The organism is Paenibacillus diazotrophicus (assembly GCF_042610465.1).
The window spans coordinates 2,041,308-2,063,024 of the sequence record NZ_JBGJZN010000001.1; the positions used below are offsets into that span (position 1 = coordinate 2,041,308).

Here is a 21,717-nt window from a genome sequence, read left to right on the forward strand (position 1 = left end):
AAAAAAAATCCTCAGGCTTACACCCAAGGATTCTGTACATTGATCTCAACTTTTTTGTTATCTATCACAACCAGGTTTCTGCCGTTATTCTTCGCTTCATACAGCGCCATATCTGCCCGATAGAAGAGCGATTCCACACTGACTTTATCATCGGTCCAACTCCACTCCGCAATACCGCAAGATACGGTAACATGTGGATGAGTCTCAGCCATTACCCGCTTGCGGATACGTTCTGCCACAAATACTGCCTGCTGGACGCCAAGCTGAGGCAAATAGACCGCAAGTTCCTCCCCGCCCCACCTTGCGGCAATATCCCCCTGACGGATGGATGACTTGACGATTTCGCTTACCTGCCTCAGTATTCTGTCTCCCTGTTGATGCCCGTATGTATCATTAACCATCTTGAATTGATCGATATCCACAACGATTAAAGAACCGCAGAAATCAGTAACCTGCTTATCCTTGATCACTTCGTCCAAATAATGCCTCGCGTACAATCCAGTCAGAGTGTCCCGGTTTGCCAGACGCCGTACCTCGGCATGCAGACGGGCATTGCCTACTGCAAGTCCAATATGGCCCGCCATTGCCTGCAGCAGCCTGTAGCTGTCATAAGAGAAGAAATGCGGATCACGGTGGGTCAGCATAATCGCACCACGAACCTCTCCACCGACACTAAGCGGAGTGGCAATCATGGAATTCGATCCTGTAGCATCCATCAGACGCGAGTAGGTTTCTGCCGAATTCTGATAATCGGATAGAATAAGCGCTTCGCCCGTAGCATAGACCTTTCCTCCAAGGCCAACACTCTCCTCAATAATCTCTCCCTGCATCGGATGATAATTGCAGGCAATCGTCTCAAGCCCGCCCTTTTCTTCATTCATATGTAAAATGCAGCAATAATCTGCATCAAACATTTCGAGCAGCTCTTCAAAAGCAAATTTAAAAATATCACCAAGCCGCAAGCTTTGATTCAGGCGCTGAGTAAGTTCATTGCTCATGCGCAGTTCCCGAATCAGCTGATTGGAGCGTTCATACAGTTTGGCATTTTCAAAAGCAGTCCCTGCTGTATCAGCAACCATTGATAGAAATCGCAAATCAACTTCCGGGAATGAGGGTTTGTCCATGACCAAATGAAATACTCCATACACCCCCTGCTTACCGCAAAGCGGGAGTCCAATTTCAACGGAATGGCTGTTATCACGGCCGGCATACAAGGTAACACGCCCATCTTTGAACGCCCTTGCACACACATCATCATTCCCCCAGCGGAGCGGGAGCGGTTTGACCTGCGGATGTGTGCTGCGGTGATCTTGAGACATGAAAAGCTCCAGTCTAGCTCCCGGGTACATGGCAGAAATACTGTCAATAACCTCTGTAAGCACAGCGTTCACATCTATATTGTCATGCATCCGCTGCACAATCTGGAAGAGTAGGGAACGCCTGCTGCTCTCACGCTCTGCATGAAGGTGCACACCGGCCATATCAGACACGAACACCTGCTCAAATCTGCGGTAGAAGCAGGTCTGGAAATGTGCAGCCATGGCTTCCGCAACATGCAGCCCGCCTTGCTCATATTGAGATTGCAGCATGGCACAGCCGAGCAGCGCAAAGATTTCATTCTGCGTACGCGAGAATACCGGCAGAACGATAACGGTCATTTGGCGTCCATCTGCCACTTGATGGGCCGTATAAACCTCTCTCGATTCCAAGGCAAAAGCGGCAACCTCTTCCCATTCATCCTTCCAGTTGTGCACCGAATGACCTATATCCTCTGTACTGCAAATATATTCACCTTCAAAATTAAGCACACCCCAGTTCCAGGACCTCGCGAATTCCGGTGCAACCTGGCTCTGCCATTCTGTGAAGCTCTCCACTATCAAATTGACTGCATAAGGAAAGTCATACGATACAATATCCATTTCCCTGAGCCATGCGGCCGGATCTTGATGTTCTCCGCTTGATCGCATGGTATCCTGTAACAGCACACGATTCTCCTTGCGTTCGTATGCTTCCCGTTCTGACATAAAAAGGATCCCCTTTACATCTCGTACAAGCAGAAACGGCTTTGCCAATCACCAAGAGGCCTGTACCGTTCCAGCGAGAAAGAGAAGGATATTTTTAGAATGTGAAACATATAAACACTTAAATTGCAAAATAGCTTTCCGATAACATCTAATTAGTTATATTTTACTCCCTTTCATTGGGTATTGCATTATATTTTCCTCAAAACCGGGATTTTTTTTAGGACCTAAGAACTAACGACAAAGTTAGACAAAATCTCTTTTAACTTGCACTTGACTTTATCTGTCGTTTTCATATAATATTTATTGTTGAACAAGACTGTAAGCAGTCTTAATTGGGCGTAACGTTGTGTCACCCTCACGCATCTCGTTACTGCCAGGGCAGCGGCTGAACTTCCCCGGCAGAGTGAAACCATCTAACGCTTTCACGGATACGATTTGCGGCGCAAATAGGCCCTAACATGAAATTTCAATTATAAAGGAGTCTACTATAACATGGCACGTTACACCGGACCTAAATTCAAACTCAGCCGCCGTCTGGGCATTTCCCTTAGCGGTACAGGCAAAGACCTTAAACGCCCTTTCCCACCAGGACAGCACGGCGCTAACCAACGCAGAAAAGTAAGTAACTACGGAATGCAGCTTTTGGAAAAACAAAAACTGCGTCACATGTACGGTTTGGGTGAAAAGCAATTTAAAACTCTTTTCACTAAAGCACAGAAGCTCCAGGGTATCGCGGGCGAAAACTTCATGTTCCTGCTCGAAAGCCGCTTGGACAACCTGGTATACCGTCTTGGTTTTGCTAACTCCCGCGCTGGTGCGCGTCAGCTGGTATCCCACGGACATGTTACCGTTAACGGTAAAAAAGTCGACATCGCTTCTTACCGTGTAAGTGTAGGCGACGTTATCGGACTTCGTGAAAGAAGTCGCGCTATGGCTTCCATCAAAGAAGCTTTGGAAAACCGTTCCCACCTTGCAGGCTATCTGGAATATGCTGAAGGTTCTTTCGAAGGCAAATACATTCGTTTGCCAGAACGCGCCGAGCTGTCCCAAGATATCGATGAAAAGCAAATCGTCGAATTCTACAACCGTTAAGATTTCGCCTACAAGCGAAAACGAGCAAAGCCTCCAGAGCAATCTGGAGGCTTTTTTCATTTCCATTGAACAAGGTATATCAGAGAGAGATCCCTTCGCTTGTTATTCAGCCATGCCTAGACCAAGATCAACTTGACGAACTTCCGCTTGCCCGACTGGATTATATCCCCATCCTTAGGCCGGAGTTCACCGTTGATGTCCTCCTGTTTCACTTTGTTCCATTTAACCGAACCTTGCTTGATACTTCGTTTGGCTTCACTTTTGGAGTCTGCAAAACCAATCCGGGTCAGAAGCTCCGCCAGTCTGATCATGCCGTTCTCAAGCTCAGCCTCTGCGAGAGTATACGTCCCGATATCCTCAGGCAGCAACCGCCGCTGAAAGACAGTGACGAAATGCTCCTGTGCGGCATCTGCCGCTGCCATACCGTGGTATGTACGTACAAAGTTATGGGCCAGCTGCATTTTGACATCCCTGGGATGTGCTTTTCCTGATGCCAGAGCTTCCTTCAGTGAAGCCAGCTCCTCATTGCTCAGGTCCGTAACCATTTCGTAGTATCTAAGCATCAGCTCATCCGGAACAGACATGGTTTTCCCGTACATTTCATTCGGCTCTTCATCGATACCAATGTAATTGCCAAGACTCTTACTCATTTTCTTAACTCCGTCAAGCCCTTCAAGCAGCGGCATCAGCATCACAACCTGCAGCTCTTCGCCGTATTCTTTCTGCAGAGTACGTCCCATCAGTATATTGAATTTCTGATCCGTGCCGCCCAGCTCGATATCAGTCTTATTGTGAACCGAGTCCATTCCCTGCATCAACGGGTAGAAAAATTCATGTATGCTGATGGCTTGGCCGCCCTGGTAACGTTTCGTGAAGTCATCACGCTCCATCATCCGGGCTACAGTGACTTTGTCCGACATATTTACTACTTCTGTAAAAGTCATCGGGCTCAGCCATTCAGAGTTGCATAGGACCTCTGTTTTTTCAGAATCTAGAATTTTGTAAATTTGCTTCTTGTACGTATCAGCGTTACGCTGAACATCTTCTTCACTAAGCTGTTTGCGTGTCTCGGATTTGCCTGTAGGGTCACCAATCCGTCCAGTGAAATCTCCGATAATCAATTGTACGTGATGTCCCAGCTCCTGGAACTGGCGAAGTTTGTGGAGCACCACTGTATGCCCGATGTGGATGTCGGGAGCGGACGGGTCCAGCCCCAGCTTAACGTTAAGCGGAATCCCTGTTACCACTGACTTTATCAGCTTGCCCCTCAGTTCCGACTCAGGCACAATTTCTGCCGCTCCGCGTGAGACGACTTTCAGTTGCCGTTCCACTTCCAGCTGCTGTTCCCGGGTCAACTCTTCCCATTTCATAACTACCCCTCCTCGAAAATCTGTCAGTGCACATTTCGTTTCAAGCCAAGCAACGCAAAAAGAGCCTTCCACTCATCCCATAAGGGACGAGAAAAAGACTCGCGGTACCACCCTAATTAAAAGCACTCGCAGCCGGCACGCCGGAGGGCTTTTCACTTCATTGCCATAACGGGATCCACCCGGAACCGGACTACTGGACAAATCTGAATTCAGATTATTGTTCCTCCGGTCAGCTCCAGACTGTAATTCAAAGGGGCCTGCTGCCGGTTCGCACCACCCACCGGCTCTCTGAAATACCTGGCTTCCCTTCTACTGATGTCCTTCTATGCCTTTATGATATCTAATTGAATCTATTTGTATCACAGCAGCTTTTCAAAAGTCAATATAAGGCTAAAAAGCCCATAAAGCAGGGGCGCATTCAAAATCGGCAAATTGTGCTATAATAGTTCCGTTAAAAGGAGGATTAACGTCGATGGTTGAGGAGAACAAAAAGAAGACCGCAAAGCAGCGTCCACCCCGTAGATCCTGGCTCCGCAGGTTCGGTTCCGTCGTGAAGTGGATGTTTATACTCGGCATACTTGGCATACTGTTTGCCGGTGGTGCTGTGGCAGGCTACGTCACTTCCATAGTGAAGGACGATCCTGTCCGTTCCGAAGAATTGATCCAACAGCAAGTCAGCCAGAATGCCGTTACCGGCTTTGCGTATTTCCGGGATGGCCAACCGATAGGCCAGCTTCGGACTGAAGAGGACCGCAGACTTGTAGAATTCAACAATATTCCGCAGCTTGTTATTGATGCCGTCCTCGCTATAGAGGACAATAATTTCTACAATCATAAAGGGGTCGATTTCAGCGGCACCCTGCGTGCCGTAAAGCAAAAGCTGCTGAACGAATCTGTCCAGACCGGCGGCAGCACCCTGACCCAGCAATTGGCGCGGCGCGTGTTCCTCAATCTGGACCGGACCGAGGACCGCAAGATCAAAGAGATTCTGCTGTCTCTAAGACTGGAACGTTATTTATCCAAGCAGGAAATTTTAACGGCCTATTTGAATAAGGTTCCTTTCGGGAATGGATCGAACGGTTACAACGTGTACGGTATCAAAGCAGCGGCAAAAGGGATTTTTGGCTTGGATGATCTGGATAAGCTGAATACAGCCCAAGCCGCGTATTTGGCCGGACTCCCCCAACTGCCCTCCAAATATTCCGCGTTTAATGGAGTCGGTGAATTTAATGAAACCGCATTTAATCGTGCTATGGAGCGGCAGAAGCTTGTACTTCGCCGGATGCTGGAGGAGAACAAAATTACTAACTCCCAGTATAACGAAGCGCTTCAGTTTGATATCAAGGGTTCTTTAGCACCGCATACGAAGAAGGCTTATGCTACATATCCTTATTTGATGCTGGAGACGGAGCGCAAAGCGGCCGAGATCATTCTGTCCATCAATGAAGGCAATAATGGTGTGATCGATCCAAACACCCCTGCCACTGAAGATAACAGTGTGCAGTTGGAGGAAGCACGCCTGCAGCTTATGACCGGAGGGTACCGCGTATACACAACGATAGATAAAAAAGTATACAGCGCCATGCACAGCATCTCCGAGGACAGCGAAAACTTCACGAAGGACAGTAAGGCCAGAGGTAAGGAACAGACAGCTGGCATGATGATCAATAACAAAACTGGGGCTATCCTGGGCATGATTGAAGGCAGAGACTTTAATATTGAGCAAATGAACTATGCCACACAAATGGTTCGTCAGCCGGGCTCAACCATGAAACCGATAGCAGCCTACCTCCCTGCACTGGACGCCGGATTAATTCAGCCTGCAGGCATTCTGGATGATGCGCCGATTATTCTCAAAGACGGTGGCAAAGGCTTCCACATTCCAAAGAATGCCAACAACCGGTATCAGGGACTGGTAACAGCCCGTTATGCGCTTAACAAATCCTTAAATCTGCCAGCCCTTAAGCTGTTCAACGATAAGGTTGGCATCGAGAAAGCATGGGCCTTCTCCAAGAAATTGGGCATTACAACTATACAGGATAATGATTACAACGCTCAGACCGGGGTTATCGGCGGGTTACGTTATGGGGTTACTGTTGAGGAATTAACAAATGCCTACTCTTCGATTGGGAATCAGGGGGCATTCAATGATGCCTATATGATCGAGAAGATTGTGGATTCACAGGGTAAAATTATCTACCAGCATAAAGTGAATCCGGAGCAGGTATACTCCAAACAAACCGCTTATCTAATGACGGATATGTTGCGTACGGTTATTACCGACGGTACAGCAAGCACAGTTAAGAAAAACTATAAACACTTCAAAGATGTACCCATTGTCGGCAAAACCGGGTCTACCCAAAACTATGGAGATGTGTGGTTTATGGGCTATACACCGGATGTAACACTTGGAATGTGGGTGGGCTACAAGGAACAAATCAATACACTACAGGGCGATACCCAAAAACGTCAGGCACAGACCCTGTGGACAAAAGTGATGAACGCCGTTATTGACAAGCAGCCTGAGCTTTTTGTTACCAAGGAATTTCCGAAACCTGAAGGAATCGTCAAAAGGACAGTATCTGCATACAGCGGCAAGCTCCCGACTGACTTGACCGACAGGTTCACCACAGATGTATTTAATGTGAAGTATGTACCTACTTCAAGCGATGATGGAATCTCAAGAGCCAAGTATATTAGTTATAACGGAGTTAATTATATCCCTCTCGAAGGCACTCCTGAGGATTTCCTCAAAGAAAAAATTGTCGTCAAGCGTGAAAAACCAATTCAGGATCTGGTGAAGGAGCTGCTTGCCGCATTCCCGTCGATGAAAGAGCATGAATCGCTGGAATATTATATGCCTGAAGATGCGAAATCCGATTATCCTACCGAGGTTGATCCCCGTGTGGATGATGGAAGTGCACCAACGGCTCCAAGCGGAGTCAATATATCCTACAATACAGGCAAAGCGGTTATCACCTTTAATCCGAGCGGTTCGCCGGATGTAATTGGCTACCGTTTGTACCGCTCGCTGAATGGTGGTTCGTTCCAAAAGCAGGCCATTCTGTCAGTTGGCGAAGGAACTACTTTCACACCGGGCACTCCGGCCAGTGTGAATGCGTCCTTTTATGTAGCTGCAGTAGATGTTGCCGGTCATGAGTCAGCTTCCGGCAGCGTGGCCGGGGCTACACCAACACCAGAAACCACCCCTCCACCCGTAGATCTTCCAGATGCAGAAGCTACACCAGAGCCGGGAGCTCTACCGGGAGCTACGGAGGATCCCGGGATGATTATTATCCCGCCATCGGATGGCTCTGACATTCCTACGGGATCCGGAACCAACGTTGCCGGCGGCGGCAATGCCGCTGGCGGCGGAAACGCAGCTGGTGGTGGCAACGCCGCTAGTGGTAGTAACGCCGCTGGTGGTAGTAACGCCGCTGGTGGCGGCAATGCCGCTGGTGGTAGTAACGCCGCTGGTGGCGGCAATGCCGCCGGAGGTAATGCCAGCGGCGGCGGGAATGCCGGCTCTGGCAACGGTGGAGCTAAAACCCCTTAATATTAGGTCTGCAGACACCATCATACTTTCGAAACCCCAAAAAACACCACTACCGGTTCATCACCGGCGGTGGTGTTTTTTCCATGTCTCTGGGAATCAATTAATCCTCTATGGTGGATAGATCTCCTGCGGGAAGATGCAGCTCCCAGGCTTTCAGCACGCGGCGCATAATTTTGCCGGAGCGCGTCTTGGGCAGCTTTTCCTTGAATTCAATTTCACGCGGCGCCGCATGGGCAGATAACCCGGTTTTGACGAAAGCCGCAATTTCCTCCTTCAGCTCTGCCGTAGGGAAATAACCATCCCGTAAAGAAATGAACGCCTTGATGATCTCTCCCCGCATGACATCCGGTTTACCGATTACCCCAGCTTCAGCAACTGCAGGATGCTCTACCAGTTTGCTCTCCACCTCAAAAGGTCCTATCCGCTCACCAGAGGAATTGATGACATCATCAATGCGACCCTGAAACCAGAAATAACCTTCATCGTCCATGTAAGCAGAGTCCCCGGAAATGTACCAGCCTGGAATGCGGAAATACTCCTCGTATTTCGCCTGATTGTTCCAGATCTGTCCCATCATAGAGGGCCAGGGGGTCCGGATCGCGAGGTTCCCCATGGAATAAGGCGGTAACAGATTACCCCTGTCATCCAGTATTGCAGCTTCGATACCAGGCAAGGGCCGCCCCATGGAGCCGGGCTTGATGTCCATTCCCGGATAATTGCAGATCAGCTGTGCTCCGGTTTCTGTCATCCACCATGTATCATGAATGCGTTGCTGATAGAATTTATCCCCCCAACGCACCACTTCAGGATTCAACGGTTCCCCTACTGACAAGACATGCCGCAGACTGCTTAGATTGGTCCCCTGCAGGCTCGCCTCTCCTGCCCCCATGAGCATCCGGAAGGCGGTAGGTGCGCTATACCATACAGTAACCGCAAAACGTTCAATGGTCTTATACCAATCCTGCGGACTAAAGCGCCCGCCACGAACAACATTGGTCACACCGTTCAGCCAAGGAGCAAAGATCCCATAGGATGTTCCAGTGACCCATCCCGGATCTGCTGTGCACCAATAGATATCATCAGGACGCAGGTCAAGTACAACCTTACCTGTATAATAATGCTGTATCATTGCTCTTTGCACATGGTATACACCCTTGGGCTTGCCAGTGGAGCCGGAGGTATAATGCATAATCAGCCCATCCTCCAGACTAAGCCATTCGGGTTCAAGCTCCGCAGATGCCGCAGCGGTCTCTTTTTCATAGCTGATTAGCCCTTGTTCACTATCTGCAGTGCCTCCTACCACAAAAATATGCTTCAGCGCAGGCAGCTCTTCACGCTTGACCCGCTGCAGCAATTCCGGGGTTGTAACGAGAGCTATGGCACCGCTGTCCTCCAGACGGTCCTTAACAGCTGTTTCCATAAACGCCTCAAACAACGGTCCCGCCACCGCACCGACTTTGAGCACACCCAACAGACTGAAATACAACTCCGGCTTGCGGGGCATAAAAATAAACACCCTGTCCCCCCGGCCAATACCGTGCGCACGCAACACGTTCCCAAAACGATTGGATCTCTCCCGAAGGTCAGAGAACGTATACTTCTCTTCCCTAGTGGAATCACTGTAGATTAAAGCCGTCGCCGCTCCGCGGCCTTCCTGGACATGCCGGTCAATCGCTTCATGGGCCATATTCACCTTGCCACTCTCATGCCAGGAGAAGTCTTTCTCCACATCCTCCCACCGGAATTCGCTAACTGCCCGGGAATAATCCGCCATATTGGCTTGCTTCACGCGGCCCGGTAAAATTTCGCTGTGGACTTGCCCCATTACTCTTGCCTCCCTCACTCGTTTGATTTAAGCTTTAAGGGCGAGACTCTTCTCTTAAGCAATGCTGTCAATGGATTAAATGTGAATATTTTATGTCGGAACTAGTATATCACAGGAAGCGGTTACATTCTAGATTAGCCTAACTTGGAGGGGAGCCTGTCCATGGAGCACCGCAAAATCCATGTATCCCATATTCTTCATCATCAAGAAAGCACCCTTACCGTTAGTGGACCTTTGTCTCCAGACAGGCTGAGGAGGCTCCAAATGCATCCTGATCTGGACGCCTTCCGTAAACCGCAGGAGCAGCTGGAAGCGCTTATAGAGATTGCTGGACTGCCTGAAGGGCGTGTAATAGCCGCTGTTGCTGACCACATGATCACCGGATATGTTACGTTTCATTATCCCGATGAATTGGAGCTGTGGTCGCAGGGTGGTATGGTAGATCTTATAGAGCTGGGTGCTATAGAAGTAGCAAATGTATACAGGGGGATGGGGCTTGCGAAGCTGCTGATTACCACTGCTTTTGAGCGGGAACAGCTGGAGAACTGCATCGTATTCACCACTGAATATTACTGGCACTGGGATCTTAAAGGCAGCGGACTTGATGTATGGGCTTACCGCCAGATGATGGAAAAACTTATGCAAACGGTGGATATGGTCTGGTATGCTACAGATGATCCAGAGATTTGCTCCCACCCTGCCAATTGCCTCATGGTACGTATCGGTCATGAAGTGCCGATGTCTTCACAGGAAACTTTTGACCGGGTGCGATTCAGACAGCGATTCATGTACTAGGCTGCAGATAAACCTCCGGAGAAATCGTTCACATTGCTTTCAGTATATATTCGAGGATGGCATGGGAGCGTTCGGCAGCGGTTACCGTAAATTCACGATAATTCGCATGCGCCGAACCATCTGCTTTATCAGACATCGAGCGGATAATGACAAAAGGAATCTCATTCATGAAGCAGACTTGTGCCACAGCAGCGCCCTCCATTTCCGCACATGCTCCGCCCAGCTGCTCCCGGAGCTCGGATACAGCGGCCGTACTGGCAATAAATTGATCCCCTGACAGTACGATTCCCGTAATCGACTTCTGCTTCATGGCATGGCAAGCACCTTCTGCCAGCTGCACAAGGACTGGATCTGCAGGGAAAAAGGATACCTCCTGATAAGGAATCACTCCCCGCGGGTATCCAAGAGCGCTAGCATCCATGTCATGCTGAATACACTGTGAAGAGATGACGATATCCCCAATACCCAGATCCGGGTGTAACGCTCCCGCAACACCTGTGAACAACACGCACCCCACTCCGAAGCTATCGATCAGAATTTGCGTCGTCACCGCAGCATTCACCTTACCGACCCCAGATTTACAAAGAACTACCTTTTGGCCCGAGATGGTACCTGAATAGTACGCAATACCTGCCTTAATAGTGCTCTCTCTGTCTTCCATACTGTCTAACAACAGCTTGATCTCCTCATCCATCGCTCCAATTAATCCAATGACTTCATTCATATGTATCCCCCTACGGTATAATTAACGATATAAAACATAAAAAGCCCCAAAAGGAGCTTTCTACGCACTTATGTTCCAACCTATTCCGATTGCTTACTTGTTCAAATGATTAACAGACAAACGGAGAATCGTCTCATGCGGCAAAATAACCCGCGGGTTCTCAACGGTTTCCTTCTTCATCAGCTTCGTCAGCAGTCTCATTGCTACCGCACCCAGATCGTACATGGGCTGTGCTACTGTCGTCAGCAACGGACGAACCATTGAAGCCATACGGATGTTATCCACACTGATAATGGAGAAGTCATCCGGAACTTTAAGACCTTCATCCTGAATGCTGTGGATTGCTCCGATCGCCATTTCATCGGTTGCAGCAAATACTGCCGTTGGTTTCTTCTTGAGTCCGAGGAAATACTTCATGGCTTCGACACCGGATTCGTAACGATAGTTCCCGATACGCACCAGGTCCTCCTGATACTCAATACCTGCTGCTTCCAGCGCTTTCTTATAGCCTTGGAAACGGGCATAGCCGTTGGCAGGATCCTGCAGGGTACCGCTGATCATCGCAATTTCGCGGTGGCCATGACGGATCAGTGTGTTCACAGCGTCAAAGGCAGCAGTCTCATGGTCGATATCCACCGACGGATAGCTACCCTTTTCATCACGCGTCGCGCAAAGTACGATTGGCACAGCAGATGTCTGAAAAGCTTGAATATGCTCTTCAGTTACAGTCCCGCCCATGAAGAGCAGACCATCCACTTGTTTCTCCAAAAGCGTATTAATTACACGAATTTCCTTCTCTTTGCGTTTATCCGCATTACACAAAATAATATTGTAATGATACATGTTGGCAATATCTTCAATCCCGCGCGCAATTTCTGCAAAAATCGAGTTCGAGATATCGGGGATAACAACCCCAACGGTTGTCGTTTTCTTGCTGGCGAGACCTCTCGCCACGGCATTTGGACGATAGCCCAAACGTTCAATCGCTTCAAAAACTTTCTTCCGGGTCTGCGGTTTCACGTTCGGGTTATTATTCACAACCCGTGATACCGTAGCCATAGATACGCCTGCTTCTCGAGCTACATCGTAAATGGTTACCGTCAAATTACTCTCTCCATTGCGATAAATTTTATCGTTCGACTAATTAAAATTATGATACGACACTTTGTACAATTGTGCAATGATAACGCTTCATTTTCCTTTCAAAATTTCTTTCAAAGGTTAAAACGCTATTCGCTATACGGAATAAAGGCCTGGTGTTGCTACATTTCCTCCGAGTAATTGCCACTAATGAGCCAGTCGCATTCATAGGTTTGTCTGATCTGATACTATCGTATCAAAAAGCGCGTGAAAAATCCAACATTCGTGAAATATTTTCATTGATTTTGCAGAAAAAATTTCAGAATCCGCTTTATTCTGCATTAATTACGTTCTTTCTGCAGGCTCAACTGTCAATTGAGATAGTCTTTTACCAGTTTCCTCCATCCACTTCCGGTCGGAACTATCTGCCGCTACCCGGTAGACATCCAGCAGTAAATCTACACGCCCCTGTATTGCACACCGGATCGTTTCCTCTACCTCAGACATTCCGCCTTCGAACAATCCCGCAGCAAAAGTTTCTTTCAGAACGCTTGCCCATTCATTGTTATCCGCAAAGGAAATATGCCTCTTAGGCGGAGAATCCCCAAGTTCATGAATCAGCTTGGACAGATCGCTTCTGATGAATGGCAGAGGGTCGTAACGGCCGCACACTCCACAGGTATAGACTGGAACATGTGTGATTTTTATTTTTGCGCTGTAGATCAGCGTATGCATATGTATGGTCATGATTCCGCCGCAGCCACACGACTTCTTCATTAATGGCTCTTTATACATCTCCCACACCTCAGATTTAATAGTAAATTCACTGAAAGTCTATCCCATGGAAAATCGCGAAAATTCTCCTGCTCCATTGCTATATTCGACTCGCATCCTCCAAACCCTTCTGATTTGCATAAAATGATTTAATTGGAAATTAAGTAAAACATTACTGTCACCAGGATGACTTCATATATCAAATTTGCTAGAATGTACTGAAGTCAAGATTAATGAAGGGAGCTGCAAAGCATGAGACTAACCGGAAAAAAGGTCATAGCACTCGTAGACGATGAGTTCGAAGATTTGGAGCTGTGGTACCCGGTGTACCGTGTCAGGGAAGAAGGTGCCGAGGTACATCTGGCCGGACTGGAGAAGAACAAAACTTACGTTGGAAAATATGGCGTACCCGCCAAAGCCGATTATTCCTGGGATGAACTGAACGCTTCTGATTATGATGGCATCCTCGTACCGGGCGGCTGGGCTCCCGATAAGATCCGCCGCTATAGCGCTGTACTGAAGCTGGTGCAGGATTTCAATGCTGCCAAGAAGCCGATCGGCCAAATCTGCCATGCCGGCTGGGTGCTGATCTCTGCGAAAATCCTGAATGGTGTCACTGTCACTTCCACCCCAGGAATCCGTGATGACATGGAAAATGCCGGAGCGATCTGGAAAGATGAAGCTGTCGTCACAGACGGACACATTATCTCAGCCCGCCGCCCACCAGATCTGCCGCCTTATGGCAAAGCCTTTTGCGATGCGCTCGCGGAAATATAAGATTAGAAAGCCCTGACCCTCTGCTATGCAGAGGGTCAGGGCTTTTATTATGGTATATGCAGCTGTTTACGGATGGAGAGGGAGGTTTTCTTTTATCGGATTAGGTAGCTATTGATCTTCTGAGTTGAGTCCTCCTGAAACTTACGAGCTTTTACTCTTCGCCTCGGCACCTGATCCAAGAGGAATCCCACTCCGTCCAGCAAAAGCTGTCAGCAGCTTTTCCGTCTCTGTACTGGTCCGATGTTTGAAACAGAGCTTGGCCGTTTCTCTGGCTTCCGAAGCCAGCGTATTCAGGGTACGGTGCTTCACCTTCAGCAGCGCCTGCGGCGACATGCTGAGGTTACTGATTCCCAGCTCCAGCCAGAGCGGCAAGGACCGTTCGTCTGCAGCCATCTCGCCGCATACACTAATATCGATCCCCACTCTCCGCGCTGCTTCCACTGTCATCCGGATCATCCGCAGCACTGCAGGGTGGTATGGATGATACATATGGGCAATCTGCTCATTCATCCGATCCACCGCCAGTACATACTGTACCAGATCATTCGTGCCGATACTGAAGAAGTCGACCTCTTCTGCCAAAAGATCTGCTATCATCACTGCTGCCGGAACCTCAATCATTATGCCTACAGGTATATTGCGGTTATAAGGAACACCCAGTTGATCGAGCTCTTCCTTGACCTCGTTAAGTACCGCTTTGGCAGCCTGTACTTCCTCAATGGAAGAAATCATGGGGAACATCATTTTCATATTTCCGTAATGACTGGCCCGCAGTATAGCGGTAATCTGGGTTTTGAACATGTCCTTACGATCCAGGCTGATACGGATTGCCCGGTAGCCCAGAAATGGATTCTGCTCTTCAGGAAGCTGGAAGTAATCCAGATGCTTGTCTCCTCCAATATCCAGTGTGCGGATGACTACCGTTTCGGCACCTACTTTTTCCGCAACGAGCTTATAGACTTCGAATTGTTCTTGCTCAGTAGGAAAGGAGGTGCGGTCCATATACAGAAATTCGGTCCGGAACAGCCCGACACCCTGCGCCCCGTACTTGAGCGCCATATCCAGTTCCTTCACGGAGCTGATATTACCGGCCAGACGCAGCGGTACGCCGTCTTTGGTGACGGCTTCCACGGTAGCGAGCAGCTCCAGCTGCTCTTTCTTGCGCTGCTGCTTCGCCCGTCTGGATGCATAATCCTCCACAGTCCGTTCATCCGGATAGAGCTGAACGACGCCGGCTTCACCATCCATAACCAGCATGTCGCCGGTCTGAATTGGAGTCAGTATCTTGTTCTCCAGCCCGGCTACCAGCGGAATCCCGAGCGCCCGCGCCATAATGGACGAGTGTGAGGTCTTGCCTCCCATCATAGTTACGATGCCAAGCACATAAGTAGGGTTCAAATGGGCCAGCTGTGAAGGTGACAGTTCCTTAGCAACCAGAATATAAGGCTGCGTATCAGACGGAAGAGTGACCTCTGGCGCCCCCAGGAGATGCTTCAGCAGACGGTTGCCGACATCCTTGATGTCGACAGCCCGCTCCTTCATATACTCATCGTCCAGCAGATCAAACATGGCGACAAAGTGGTCGATTGCTTCCTTGACTGCCACCTCGGCAGCCTTGTATTGGCGCTCAATAATACCGCGGATTTCACTCATGAAGACCGGATCATCCAGTATGGCCAGGTGGGCGTCAAAAATGCTTGATTCCTCAGGCCCGACAACCTCCCGGAATTCTTTTTTGATAAACTCGATCTCATCCTTTGAGGTACGGATGCCTTCATACAGACGTTCAAATTCCTTCGCCAGATCTACAGGGCTGACCTGTGTATCCGGTAGGCTCCATTCCCAGTTCGGCAAGACAAAGGCCTTCCCGATGGCTACACCTGCTGCGGCGCCTATGCCTTGTATCATGCTTCAATCCCTCCAACATTGCTTTCATGTAGAACTACGGACATCACGGAAGACTGTCCTTTTTTTACACTTTTAAAAGGAGCATAGCTCCAGGACTTAACGCGGTCCGGGTTGGTGATGACCATCGGGGTAGCCAATGAGGCTGCATGGTCACGCAGGTAAGTCAGGTCAAACCTGACCAGCAGCTGTCCTGGCTCCACGCTGTCCCCTTCCTTCACAAGCGCCTCAAACGGCCCTTTTAGCTGTGAAGTATCGATCCCGATATGCATCAGCACCTCTAGCCCCTCCGGAGTCGAAATGCCCACTGCATGCATGGTCGGGTATACGTGCATAACCTTGCCGAAGACTGGTGAGACGAGCTCCCCTTTTTCCGGGAAAAAAGCCACACCGTCGCCCACCAACTTCGCGGCAAAAATATGGTCCGGCACTTCTTCAATCGGCATCATCCGGCCCTGAATCGGCGAACTGAACAGCACCTGAGGCAGATCGCGGAGCAGAAGCTTATTGATCTCCTCACGGATCAGCTCCGAATAGGTCCCGAATACGACTTGGACATTTCCTCCACCCAGCTTGATAATACCTGCCGAGCCCAGGCCTTTTAGTGCCCCCGTATCTATATTCCGGTCATTGTGCACCGTTAATCTTAGCCTTGTGATGCAGGCTTGCACTTGTACGATATTTTCTTTCCCGCCCAGCGCTTCCAGGATCAATGGGGCCTGATAAGGGATATTGCCCGCCCAATCCCCAAGCTCCGAGCCCTCTTCGCGTCCTGGCGTCGGAATCTGAAAGCGCCGTATTGCCCAGCGGAACACATTATAGTAAACAATGCCATAGCCGATCCCTATCGGAATCAGCAGCCAGGCCCGCTGCGATAAATGCAGATTAAGAAAGAAATCAATGGCCCCTGCAGAATAGGAGAAGCCGTGATGGATGCCCAGTGAATAGGTCAGCACCATCGCCAGTCCGGACATCACCACATGCAGTGCAAATAAGTAGGGCGAAGCGAACAGGAAAGCAAACTCAATCTGCTCCGATACCCCGGTCAAAAAGCAGACCAATGCGGCGCGCAAAAACGTCTTCTTGATCTTAGGCTTCAAGTCCTCACGCGCTTCCTGGATAATGGCGAACGCAATTGCCGGCAGCGCGAACATCATGATTGGAAACAGTCCCGCCATAAAAACGCCTGCAGTAGGATCCCCGGCAAAAAAACGCGGCAAATCCCCCTGAACAACAGCACTGCCGTCAGGCGTAGCAAAGGTACCCATTTGAAACCAGAACAGATTATTCAAAATATGATGCAGACCAAAGGCTGTGAGAAGCCTGTAAAGAACCCCGTAGACGAAGACTCCGTATCCGCCCGTCGCCTGAATATCCCGGAACATTATATCCAGGCCATGCTGCAGCACCGGCGACAGTCCAAGCATCACCCAGGCGAACAGCGCAGAGAACAGTCCCATAAACAGCAAAACAAAACGCGATCCTCCAAAAAACTGGATCGCCTCCGGAAGCTTGATATTTTTGAACCGGTTATGCGCTACACCGGAGACAATTCCAAGGATAATTCCGATTAGTGTTGCGGGCTGTACGGCCCCGTCTCCCATGTTGGAAACAATCCGGTCATAAGTGAACATTCCTGCGAGTGCTGCCATCCCTGCCGGTCCGGCCTGATTGGACAACCCCCATGCCACACCGACAGCAAACAAATAAGGCATGAAATAAAAAATCCCCTGCCCCGCGTAAGTAGTCACTTCGGATACCGAAGAAAGTCCCCATGCAGACCACGGCAGACTGCCCAGACTAAGAAGGATAGCCGCTGCCGGAAGCACCATGGTTGGAAGCATTATGGCTCTGCCCAATTGCTGCAAAGATCCGAGCCAATTCAAGGTGACCCTCTCCTTTCATTCTATATTGAATGGTAAGCGCTACAGCAGCTTTTGTCAAAAGATTATGAACTTAAATTACCGAGTAAATGAGGAATTCGCACAAAGTGCAATAGTTGCATTTTATTAGGGTGTTATTTATTAAATTCACGATTTCCGGACTACAGTATAGCCTTCCCCACCGCTCGCCAGTCCTTTCGTGCGTATGCAAGTCCATGAAGAAACTGTGTGCTTGCTCAATAAAAAAGAACGTCCTGCTCCAAGAGTGAACCGGAGAAAAGGACGTTCTTCGTCTGCGTTCAGTATTTAACCATTCCGGCCGCTTGGCTCCACCTTCAACCTTATAGCCGGCTGCGGCCTTTCATCGTGATTGCTTCCTCGACCTTGATGCAGCGGTCCATAATGGCAATCATATCGTGCTCAGCCGCGATATCGGCTGCTTCCTGACTGATGATGCCCTGCTGGAGCCAGAGGACACGTGCACCGATAGCGGCGGCTTCCCGGGCTACATCCGCGCAGTATTCACTACGGCGGAACACATTGACAATATCCACAGGCTCAGGAATTTCCGCCAGCGTATGATAGCATTTCTCGCCAAGGATCTCGCCATCCACCGATGGATTGACCGGAATGATGCGATAGCCCCGGCTCTGCATGGCACCTGCCACCATATACGAAGTGCGGTCTGTTTTGTCGGAGAGCCCGACCACAGCTATATTGCCTGCGGAGGCAAGGATTTCTCCAATCTGTTCACGGCTTGGGTTCTCAAAGCTCATGTCTATTTCCCCTTTCTGTTAATTGTGCCGCTGGTAACTTAAGCAACATAAATGCTTTTTCCACACAGCACATTAATCTTTTGCTATTCCATCATACCGTGCAGCGTAAGAAGATCCAAATTTACAGCGTCAGCTAAAATTCGCTTACTTTGCACAACCATACCATGTGAACAGAATCGGGACCCCAATAGTCCTTAACCGTCCTGTAGGGTACTCCAAATTTCCGCAGCCATCTTGCCTGTGCACGTGTATAGCCGCTGTCAAGACAGAACTGTTCAATTCCTTGCTGGCGCAGATACGCCATAAGTTCCTTGATGAGCGCCGAACCTACACCTTGCCCCTGATAGTTCGGCATAATGTATAAACTCCCCAGTTCCCCAACATCATCAAGCTGGTTTCCGGTACATGATCGGATATCCTCACCACACGGTGCAAATGATATCGTACCGACGATAACCCCATCTATTTTTGCAACGAGGAAATAGGGGGATGTATTTCTTGAATCCAGGGAAGCTTCAGCCATTAACTTCTTTTTTTCAACCTCATTGTGAATGTCCTCTTGCAAATAAGCCAGTCCTTCTTGTTCAAAGGCATCCGAGATCGAACATGTGAAAAGCTGAATGACCGGCTGAATATCCTCAGGAGTAAGTGTGCTGATGCTTAGCTTACCAAGCTTAGTCATTATTAACACCTCAAAATAAAATAAGCTATACAGGCGGGAGGCTTATTCTACCCACTCTACATTTGCTCCAAGCAAACGCAGATGGTCGAAATACTGCGGATATGATTTGGCAACATGATGAGCATCCTTGATCCGCAGAGGCTGACGGGCGCGGAGGCCAACTACGGTCAGTGCCATAATCACCCGGTGATCATAGTGTGCATTAATCGTTACACCACCCTCAACGCCCTCCGGCTTGCCGTGGACAATGATCTCATCCCGCCGCTCCTCCACACTGGCTCCTGCCCGGGTCAGCTCAGCCAAATAGTCAGTGATGCGGTCGCATTCCTTGTACCTCAGATTCTCTACATTATAGAAACGTGAAGTTCCTTCGGCAAAAACAGCCGCAGCCACCATCGCGAGAACCGCATCCGTTGCCGCATCACCATCGAATTCCACAGCCTTCAGGATACCGTTACCCTGCACATGGACTGTACCTTTCTCATGGGTTAGCGGTACTTCCATCATGCGCAGCACGTCAACAATCGCTCTCTCTCCCTGCTTGCTTTGTTCGGCAAGCCGGTGGATTTTCACATCTGATTTCGTGACCGCCGCCGCCGCAAGCACAGCTGCCGACCCCGGGTAATCTCCCTGTACCGTGTATGATTTGGCTTCATAGGCCTGGCGGCCCGGCACCTTGAAGGACATATAATCCTCAGCAGCATGAACGACAATCCCTGCCTGCTCCAGAACCTCCAGCGTCTGTCCTACAACTACTTTTGACTTCAGGTCATCCAGGACAATAATTTCGCTGTCTTCCTCAAGCAACGGTGTCAGAAACAGCAAGGCGCTTAGATACTGCGAGCTGACCGCGCCTGATACCGTGATCCGTCCACCCGCCGGTTTACCGCCGCGGATCGTAATCGGCAATCTGCCGTTATGATGCTCAACCTCAACACCCAGCTGGCCAAGTGCAGTAATCAAATCGTCGTGGGGCCGTTTGCCCAGAGAATCGGGATACGTATTCACAAAGGTGACCTCAGGACTGAGCGCGGCCACAGCCATCAGAAACCGCAGTACTGCACCGGCGTTGCCCACATTAAGCTCTTTGACGTCACGGGGATGGCGGCCGAAGCCCTGAATAACGATTTTCTCCTCATCTTCAGTAAGCACAGCTCCCAGATCAGCAATACACCTGCGGATCGCATCACTGTCTTCGCTGTGCGCAGGGTGATAGATGGTGCTGACTCCTTCCGATAATGCGGCGACCAGCAGGTAGCGTGTAGTGTAATTCTTGGAGGACAGAGCTCCGAATTCACCTTGAAGGGCAGGTGTAGGCCTAACGATAACATCCATGTATTAGCTCTCCTTATCGGTTGGAATATATATTATGTATTGCTCGGTTTGACAGGGTAATCTGCGATTGTGTTATCATGAAGGCATTCTTCTGATGAAAAGAGGTCACAACCATGAATGAAATTCCCCAAATCACAGCAGTGCAATTGCGGCAGCGTCTGGAGACAGGTGAAGACCTTGTACTGATAGACGTCCGTGAAGACGACGAAGTCGCTTTCGGGATGATTCCCGGCGCGCAGCATATCCCCATGGGTGAGATTCCCCAGCATGCGGACGAGCTTCCCAAGGAAGCAGAGCTCATCTTCATCTGCCGCTCCGGTGCACGAAGTCAGCGTGTCTGCGAATATTTGCAGCAGTTTGGCTACAGAACATCCAACCTCAGCGGCGGGATGATTGAGTGGAATGAAACTGCAGACGCTTAAGTCTAGCACACATACGCTTAAAAGCTCAACCGCGGTAGTGCATTAAAATATGCTGCGACACTTCTTCCACACTAAGCTCCGTTGTATCGACCGTGCAATGTGCAAAACGGTAAGCGTCCCGGCGTTGTTCCAAAATCGCGCGTACCCGTTCCTGTGCGTTGCCGGCGAGCAGCGGTCTATTCTCATCCCCGCTGACACGGGCGATAATCTCATCCTCTGTAGCTGTCAGTGCGACTACAAGTCCTTTTTGCAGCATAATCTCTGCATTCCCCGGAGCCAGTACCGCGCCGCCGCCTGTGGAGATAATACGGCCTTCCCCCTCCAGCATTTCTTTCAGTACAGCCGATTCGATCTTCCGGAAATATTCTTCTCCGCCCTCAGCGAAGAGTTCTGCAATACTCCGTCCTTCGTTCTGTATAATCACATGATCCAGGTCAACCAGCTCATAGCCCAGTTGCTCCGCCAGCAGTGCACCCACCGTCGACTTGCCTGTGGCCATCATCCCGACAAGAATGATATTTTTATTGGTGTAATTCATAACGACCCTCCAACCGCGACATTTGTCATATCATAACACAGGGTAAAAACATTGCACAAATGATAAATCGCCCAGCAGAATAGGCTTCACGATCATTAAATAGAGGCAGTTTGCATAAAAAAAAGCCCGAAAGCCCCCGCATTCGCGCGGGTAGCCATT

The 21,717-nt window shown here is 49.5% G+C and carries 17 protein-coding genes and 1 other annotated feature; of the genes, 5 read left to right on the top strand and 12 right to left on the bottom strand.

Going from position 1 to position 21,717, the window contains the following annotated elements; all coding sequences use genetic code 11:
- Positions 1-17: 17 nt before the first annotated feature.
- The gene (locus ACAN54_RS09275) at positions 18-2,024 is read right to left on the bottom strand and encodes a sensor domain-containing diguanylate cyclase (protein WP_379153266.1); all 2,007 of its coding nucleotides are present in this window, start codon (positions 2,022-2,024) and stop codon (positions 18-20) included.
- 492 nt (positions 2,025-2,516) lie between these two features.
- Between ACAN54_RS09275 and rpsD the strand changes: the two genes are divergently transcribed.
- On the top strand, positions 2,517-3,116 hold the full coding sequence (rpsD, locus tag ACAN54_RS09280; protein WP_379153268.1) for a 30S ribosomal protein S4: 600 nt from the start codon (positions 2,517-2,519) through the stop codon (positions 3,114-3,116).
- Between the two features lie 116 nt (positions 3,117-3,232).
- Here the strand turns inward: rpsD and tyrS are convergent, their stop codons facing one another.
- A complete protein-coding gene (gene tyrS / locus ACAN54_RS09285) occupies positions 3,233-4,486 on the bottom strand; it encodes a tyrosine--tRNA ligase (RefSeq protein ID WP_379153270.1) in 1,254 nt (417 codons plus the stop codon).
- Between the two features lie 79 nt (positions 4,487-4,565).
- Positions 4,566-4,821, bottom strand: a binding site (T-box leader).
- A gap of 137 nt (positions 4,822-4,958) precedes the next feature.
- Here tyrS and ACAN54_RS09290 point away from each other — a divergent pair.
- The gene (locus ACAN54_RS09290) at positions 4,959-8,042 is read left to right on the top strand and encodes a transglycosylase domain-containing protein (protein WP_379153273.1); all 3,084 of its coding nucleotides are present in this window, start codon (positions 4,959-4,961) and stop codon (positions 8,040-8,042) included.
- A 100-nt stretch (positions 8,043-8,142) separates the two neighbouring features.
- Here ACAN54_RS09290 and acsA read toward each other — a convergent pair whose 3' ends face one another.
- Positions 8,143-9,867 (bottom strand): acetate--CoA ligase, encoded by a 1,725-nt coding sequence (gene acsA, locus ACAN54_RS09295; RefSeq protein ID WP_379153275.1) that lies wholly within the window; start codon positions 9,865-9,867, stop codon positions 8,143-8,145.
- 162 nt (positions 9,868-10,029) lie between these two features.
- On the opposite strand from acsA, the gene ACAN54_RS09300 reads away from it, so the two are divergent.
- Positions 10,030-10,662 (top strand): GNAT family N-acetyltransferase, encoded by a 633-nt coding sequence (locus tag ACAN54_RS09300; protein ID WP_379153277.1) that lies wholly within the window; start codon positions 10,030-10,032, stop codon positions 10,660-10,662.
- 28 nt (positions 10,663-10,690) lie between these two features.
- Here ACAN54_RS09300 and ACAN54_RS09305 read toward each other — a convergent pair whose 3' ends face one another.
- The 3 genes from ACAN54_RS09305 to ACAN54_RS09315 all read right to left on the bottom strand — a co-directional run bounded on the left by ACAN54_RS09305 (position 10,691) and on the right by ACAN54_RS09315 (position 13,243).
- Positions 10,691-11,386, bottom strand: a complete 696-nt coding sequence (locus tag ACAN54_RS09305; RefSeq protein WP_379153279.1) for a 5'-methylthioadenosine/adenosylhomocysteine nucleosidase — start codon at positions 11,384-11,386, stop codon at positions 10,691-10,693.
- 93 nt (positions 11,387-11,479) lie between these two features.
- Positions 11,480-12,490: a catabolite control protein A gene (ccpA, locus tag ACAN54_RS09310; protein WP_379153281.1), complete on the bottom strand. Its 1,011-nt coding sequence runs from the start codon at positions 12,488-12,490 to the stop codon at positions 11,480-11,482.
- Positions 12,491-12,811: 321 nt separating this feature from the next.
- Positions 12,812-13,243, bottom strand: coding sequence for a hypothetical protein (locus ACAN54_RS09315; protein WP_379153283.1), 432 nt, complete (start codon positions 13,241-13,243; stop codon positions 12,812-12,814).
- 249 nt (positions 13,244-13,492) lie between these two features.
- Between ACAN54_RS09315 and ACAN54_RS09320 the strand changes: the two genes are divergently transcribed.
- Complete coding sequence (locus tag ACAN54_RS09320) at positions 13,493-14,017, top strand: type 1 glutamine amidotransferase domain-containing protein (RefSeq protein ID WP_379153285.1); 525 nt, start codon at positions 13,493-13,495, stop codon at positions 14,015-14,017.
- A 141-nt stretch (positions 14,018-14,158) separates the two neighbouring features.
- Here the strand turns inward: ACAN54_RS09320 and ptsP are convergent, their stop codons facing one another.
- The 5 genes from ptsP to aroA form a co-directional block, all read right to left on the bottom strand.
- The gene (ptsP, locus tag ACAN54_RS09325) at positions 14,159-15,925 is read right to left on the bottom strand and encodes a phosphoenolpyruvate--protein phosphotransferase (protein WP_379153287.1); all 1,767 of its coding nucleotides are present in this window, start codon (positions 15,923-15,925) and stop codon (positions 14,159-14,161) included.
- Positions 15,922-17,808, bottom strand: a complete 1,887-nt coding sequence (locus tag ACAN54_RS09330) for a glucose PTS transporter subunit IIA (protein ID WP_379153289.1) — start codon at positions 17,806-17,808, stop codon at positions 15,922-15,924. Before ACAN54_RS09330 ends, ptsP begins: the two co-directional genes overlap by 4 nt.
- 338 nt (positions 17,809-18,146) lie before the next feature.
- The gene (locus tag ACAN54_RS09335; protein WP_379153291.1) at positions 18,147-18,581 is read right to left on the bottom strand and encodes a CoA-binding protein; all 435 of its coding nucleotides are present in this window, start codon (positions 18,579-18,581) and stop codon (positions 18,147-18,149) included.
- A gap of 133 nt (positions 18,582-18,714) precedes the next feature.
- Positions 18,715-19,263: a GNAT family N-acetyltransferase gene (locus tag ACAN54_RS09340; RefSeq protein WP_379153293.1), complete on the bottom strand. Its 549-nt coding sequence runs from the start codon at positions 19,261-19,263 to the stop codon at positions 18,715-18,717.
- A 42-nt stretch (positions 19,264-19,305) separates the two neighbouring features.
- Positions 19,306-20,598, bottom strand: coding sequence for a 3-phosphoshikimate 1-carboxyvinyltransferase (gene aroA / locus ACAN54_RS09345; RefSeq protein ID WP_379153295.1), 1,293 nt, complete (start codon positions 20,596-20,598; stop codon positions 19,306-19,308).
- A gap of 113 nt (positions 20,599-20,711) precedes the next feature.
- Here aroA and ACAN54_RS09350 point away from each other — a divergent pair, with 113 nt between their 5' ends.
- Complete coding sequence (locus tag ACAN54_RS09350; RefSeq protein ID WP_379153297.1) at positions 20,712-21,020, top strand: rhodanese-like domain-containing protein; 309 nt, start codon at positions 20,712-20,714, stop codon at positions 21,018-21,020.
- Between the two features lie 25 nt (positions 21,021-21,045).
- Here ACAN54_RS09350 and ACAN54_RS09355 read toward each other — a convergent pair whose 3' ends face one another.
- Positions 21,046-21,558 (bottom strand): shikimate kinase, encoded by a 513-nt coding sequence (locus tag ACAN54_RS09355; protein ID WP_379153299.1) that lies wholly within the window; start codon positions 21,556-21,558, stop codon positions 21,046-21,048.
- Positions 21,559-21,717: the final 159 nt, after the last annotated feature.

Excerpts from the sequence above, each read along its gene's own strand:
- ACAN54_RS09275 (WP_379153266.1), bottom strand. The coding sequence starts at position 2,024 with ATGTCAGAACGGGAAGCATACGAACGCAAGGAGAATCGTGTGCTGTTA.
- rpsD (WP_379153268.1), top strand. The coding sequence starts at position 2,517 with ATGGCACGTTACACCGGACCTAAATTCAAACTCAGCCGCCGTCTGGGC.
- tyrS (WP_379153270.1), bottom strand. The coding sequence starts at position 4,486 with ATGAAATGGGAAGAGTTGACCCGGGAACAGCAGCTGGAAGTGGAACGG.
- ACAN54_RS09290 (WP_379153273.1), top strand. The coding sequence starts at position 4,959 with ATGGTTGAGGAGAACAAAAAGAAGACCGCAAAGCAGCGTCCACCCCGT.
- acsA (WP_379153275.1), bottom strand. The coding sequence starts at position 9,867 with ATGGGGCAAGTCCACAGCGAAATTTTACCGGGCCGCGTGAAGCAAGCC.
- ACAN54_RS09300 (WP_379153277.1), top strand. The coding sequence starts at position 10,030 with ATGGAGCACCGCAAAATCCATGTATCCCATATTCTTCATCATCAAGAA.
- ACAN54_RS09305 (WP_379153279.1), bottom strand. The coding sequence starts at position 11,386 with ATGAATGAAGTCATTGGATTAATTGGAGCGATGGATGAGGAGATCAAG.
- ACAN54_RS09315 (WP_379153283.1), bottom strand. The coding sequence starts at position 13,243 with ATGAAGAAGTCGTGTGGCTGCGGCGGAATCATGACCATACATATGCAT.
- ACAN54_RS09320 (WP_379153285.1), top strand. The coding sequence starts at position 13,493 with ATGAGACTAACCGGAAAAAAGGTCATAGCACTCGTAGACGATGAGTTC.
- ptsP (WP_379153287.1), bottom strand. The coding sequence starts at position 15,925 with ATGATACAAGGCATAGGCGCCGCAGCAGGTGTAGCCATCGGGAAGGCC.
- ACAN54_RS09335 (WP_379153291.1), bottom strand. The coding sequence starts at position 18,581 with ATGAGCTTTGAGAACCCAAGCCGTGAACAGATTGGAGAAATCCTTGCC.
- ACAN54_RS09340 (WP_379153293.1), bottom strand. The coding sequence starts at position 19,263 with ATGACTAAGCTTGGTAAGCTAAGCATCAGCACACTTACTCCTGAGGAT.
- aroA (WP_379153295.1), bottom strand. The coding sequence starts at position 20,598 with ATGGATGTTATCGTTAGGCCTACACCTGCCCTTCAAGGTGAATTCGGA.
- ACAN54_RS09350 (WP_379153297.1), top strand. The coding sequence starts at position 20,712 with ATGAATGAAATTCCCCAAATCACAGCAGTGCAATTGCGGCAGCGTCTG.
- ACAN54_RS09355 (WP_379153299.1), bottom strand. The coding sequence starts at position 21,558 with ATGAATTACACCAATAAAAATATCATTCTTGTCGGGATGATGGCCACA.